Below are 3,925 nucleotides of genomic sequence, written 5' to 3'. Positions count from 1 at the left end.
GAAAAAACCGCCGTCAATGTCGGGGGCGATGGAAAATGGCCCACCTTATGTGACCGATACATCGGATTGGCCCCAGCCATAGCCGGCCTGCAGACCAGCGTAATAGCCCGTCCAGTCGAATCCGGGCGCGGTCATCGGCACGTCGACCGCCGGGTCGGCTGCAAAAGCCGGCACGGCCAGAACGGCAAGGAAACCGGCACTAGCGACCATCAATCGACGCATCGAACTCCCCGAAATGACGGTTCAGAAAGATCCTCGTCAGAAGGATAACCGCATTCGCCGCAATCGCAATCCCCCTGTCGCCGTACAGAATCCTCTATTTGGCATCGATGAAGTCCAGCACAGCCTGGCTATATTCATCCGGCGCTTGCAGCATGGCGAAATGACTGGCGTTGGGCAGGATGATCAGCTTCGCACCTGGGATGGCGGAGGCGATATAGTCGGTGTGTTCGCGCTTGATCGCCTCATCGTGGTCGCCGGCAACGATCGCCGTCGGCGTGGTTATCTCGGCAAGCTGTTCCTTGCTCCACGCCGGCTCGCTCTCCCACATGTGGCTCATCTGCGCCACGAAGGCGTCATACTGGTCCGGTGTTTTCGACATCTTCTTGTAGTCGCGGCCGGAGCGGTCGATGTAGGCGGCAAAGGTCTTGTTGGTCATCACGCCCGGATCAAGGCCGTCGGTGGTTACGTTGGCGGCTTGCGCGAACAGCCTTGTCAGCCGCTCCGGATGATGCAGTGCGATGTCGATACCGATGATGCCGCCATCGCTCCAGCCGACAAGCGCGGTCTTGTCGATCTTCAGGTGGTCGAGCAGCGCCAGATAGTCCGATGCCATCAAGTCGTAGCCATAGGGCTGCTCGGTGCGGGTGGAGCGGCCGTGGCCACGGCTGTCGGCGACGATTACCTTGTGCGTCTTGGAAAGCGTGGCCACCTGGCTGGCCCAGATGTCGCCGTGGCCGAGGCCGCCATGGATGAGCAGCACCGGATCGCCCGCGCCGAAAACGGCGTAGTACATCTGGATGCCGTTCACCGGCGCGTATCCGCTCTGATCGGGTTTGGGCATGGCCGCTGGTTCCGGCAAGGTCTGCCAACGCTCCTCGGCCACGGCAGAAGTGGTCGACGCTGCGAACAAGATAACGATGGCGAACGCTTTCCAAAAACGGGTCATGTCTTCCCTCATATGGTTCGGTTCGCGGTCAGCATCGCCTTCCAGCCGGATTAGTCAACAAGCTCGCCCTGACGCGGTATGTCGGACCGACGGCTCTGGCGGCGCCCGCCGACATTTGCGAGACTGGCGGCAACCGAGGAATCGCCAATGACGAAAGCAACGCCCGCAAAACCCAGACCGTGGACCGAGATGGCGACACATCTGGTCGATGTCGCCGTGGGGCGCAAACCCGCTGACCTGGTCGTGCGCAACGGCCGCTGGGTGAACGTTCATTCGGGCGAGATCATCGCCGGCACCGACATCGCCATTGCCGGCGGGCGCTTTGCCTATTGCGGGCCCAATGCCAGCCATGCAATCGGCCAGGGCACCAAGGTGGTCGATGCCGGCGGGCGTTATCTGGTGCCCGGCCTCTGCGACGCGCATATGCATGTCGAGAGCGGCATGGTGACGGTGACCGAGTTCTGCCGGGCCGTCATTCCGCACGGCACCACCTCGATGTTCATCGACCCGCACGAGATCGCCAATGTTCTGGGTCTGCCCGGCGTGCGGCTGATGCATGACGAAGCGGTCGCCATGCCCATCAACGTGCATGTCCAGATGCCGTCCTGCGTGCCTTCGGCGCCGGGGCTGGAACATGCCGGCGCCGAGCTGACGGTCGCCGATGTCGCGGAAGCGATGACCTGGGAGAACATTATCGGCCTGGGCGAAGTGATGAATTTCCCCGGCGTCGTCGCCAATGATCCGGTCATGTCGGGCGAGATCGCGGCGACGGTCAAGGCGGGCAAGACGGTCGGCGGCCACTATGCCTCGCGCGATCTCGGCCTGCCGTTCCACGGCTACGTCGCCGGCGGCCCCGAGGACGACCATGAGGGCACGCGCGCCGAGGACGCTATCGCCCGCGTGCGCCAGGGCATGAAGGCGATGCTGCGGCTGGGCTCGGCCTGGTACGACGTCGCCTCGCAGATCAAGGCGGTGACGGAGGGCGGAATCGACCCGCGCAACTTCATCCTGTGCACCGACGACAGCCATTCCGGCACGCTGGTCCAAGAGGGCCATATGGACCGCGTGGTGCGCCACGCCATCCAACAGGGATTGAAGCCGGTGACGGCGATCCAGATGGCGACGCTCAATACCGCCCAGCATTTCAAACTGGAGCGCGAGATCGGCTCGATCGCGCCGGGCCGGCTGGCCGACCTGCTGATCGTCTCGGATCTCGCCGCAATGACCATCGACGAGGTCTATGCACGCGGCGTCAGGGTGGCCAAGGGCGGCAAGCTCGAAATCGACATTCCGGCCTATGATTACCCCCGGACGGCGAAGAACACCGTCAAGCTCGGCAAGAAGTTGAAGGGCGACGACTTCGATATCGCCGCCCCCAAGGGCGCCAACGAGGTTCGGGTGCGTGTCATCGGCGTCATCGAGAACCAGGCGCCGACGCGCGCGCTGGAGGCCGATCTGCCGGTCGAGGACGGGCTGGTCGCAATGGACCGCCGCAACGACATCTGCCAGATCGCGCTGGTCGAGCGTCACAGGGGCACGGGCGGCGTCAGCAACGCCTTCGTTTCGGGCTTCGGCTATATGGGCGACTGCGCCATGGCGTCCAGCGTGGCGCATGACGCCCACCACATCATCTGCGTCGGCACCAACAAGCAGGACATGGCGCTGGCGGTAAACCGTCTGGGCGCGGTCGGTGGCGGCGTCGTGCTGTTCTCCAAGGGCAAGGAACTGGCGCTGGTCGAAATGCCGATCGCAGGCCTGATGTCGGACGAACGGGCGGAAATCGTCGCCGCCAAGGCCGAGAAGCTCACCGAGGCGATGCGCAAGATGGGCTGTTCATTGAACAACGCCTACATGCAGCACTCGCTGCTGGCGCTGGTCGTCATTCCGGAGCTCAGGATCTCCGATGTCGGCCTGATCGATGTGACGACATTCCAGAAGGTCGATCTGTTCGTCTAGGATTGTTGATATTCAGGCCATGCCGACCTGTAAGTAGCGATTTTCTGCGCTTCCGGTGCTCACGTACTTAAGTACGCTCCGCTCCGGTTCTCGAAAACCACCACTTTCGGCTCGGCCTGACCCGAATCTCAACAATCCTAGGGCCAATGCCGCCCGCTGGCTCCCCCGCCGGTGGCGATGGTCAGCACCTTGAACGGCGTGGTGATGACGATCTCGGCGACCGAGCCGACGGCCTTGCCGAGGCCCTGGCCGAGATTGTTGAGCTGTGTCGGGTCGGGTTCGTCCGAGGCGAGGCCCGCCGGCGCCCGCAGCCGGTCGCCGAGCAGTTGCACCAGCATCGGGTTGTCGGCGAATTTGGCGTGGTTGAGGCGGTCGCCGCCCTTGGCCTGGGAAAGATCGACCACCGACACGCCATAGCTGGCGAGGTCTGCAGCGTTGCCGTAGTCGCCGACGCGCGGCTTGTCGCCCGAGATCAGGGACGAGAGCTTGAGAGCCCGGTCATCCGCAGAGAGCAGGATGGCGAACGGCTTGTCGGGTTTGCCGTAGCGGATCATCTGCTTCTTGAAGACGTCGACATCGATGTCGGGCGAGGCCAGGATGACGTAGCCCAGTTTGCCGCCGAGATCCCGGTCGCCGGTGATGGCAAGCTGGCGCAGCGTCTCCATGGTCACCCAGGTTCCCATCGAATGGGCGATGATGTCGATGCTCTTGACCTTTGTCTTGGCCAGCATCCTGAGCGTCGCCTCGAGGTCGTCGCGCGCTGCGTTGGCGCTTTCCTTGTCGTAGATGTAACCCGTGGTC

Annotated in this window: 3 protein-coding genes and 1 pseudogene; 1 reads left to right on the top strand and 3 read right to left on the bottom strand. The window is 63.4% G+C overall.

What is annotated here, in order from left to right:
* Positions 1-48: 48 nt before the first annotated feature.
* Together EN969_RS20435 and EN969_RS20430 are read right to left on the bottom strand one after the other, a co-directional pair.
* Positions 49-222, bottom strand: a pseudogene (locus EN969_RS20435) (porin family protein); the annotation flags it as partial.
* 94 nt (positions 223-316) lie between these two features.
* Entirely contained in the window at positions 317-1,168 is an 852-nt protein-coding gene (locus EN969_RS20430; RefSeq protein ID WP_063168107.1) for an alpha/beta fold hydrolase, read from the bottom strand.
* Between the two features lie 147 nt (positions 1,169-1,315).
* Here EN969_RS20430 and ade point away from each other — a divergent pair, with 147 nt between their 5' ends.
* Positions 1,316-3,124 carry an adenine deaminase gene (gene ade / locus EN969_RS20425; RefSeq protein ID WP_063168106.1) on the top strand — a complete coding sequence of 603 codons (1,809 nt, stop codon included), beginning with the start codon at positions 1,316-1,318 and terminating at the stop codon, positions 3,122-3,124.
* Between the two features lie 137 nt (positions 3,125-3,261).
* Here ade and EN969_RS20420 read toward each other — a convergent pair.
* On the bottom strand, positions 3,262-3,925 hold a 664-nt coding region (locus tag EN969_RS20420; RefSeq protein ID WP_127419341.1), incomplete at its 5' end, for an alpha/beta hydrolase.

The sequence above is a fragment of the Mesorhizobium sp. M7A.F.Ca.CA.003.01.2.1 genome, from assembly GCF_003998945.1.
Classification (GTDB): domain Bacteria; phylum Pseudomonadota; class Alphaproteobacteria; order Rhizobiales; family Rhizobiaceae; genus Mesorhizobium; species Mesorhizobium ciceri.
The sequence above is the reverse complement of the archived record's forward strand: the minus strand, read 5'-3'. Positions and strand labels throughout refer to the sequence as shown.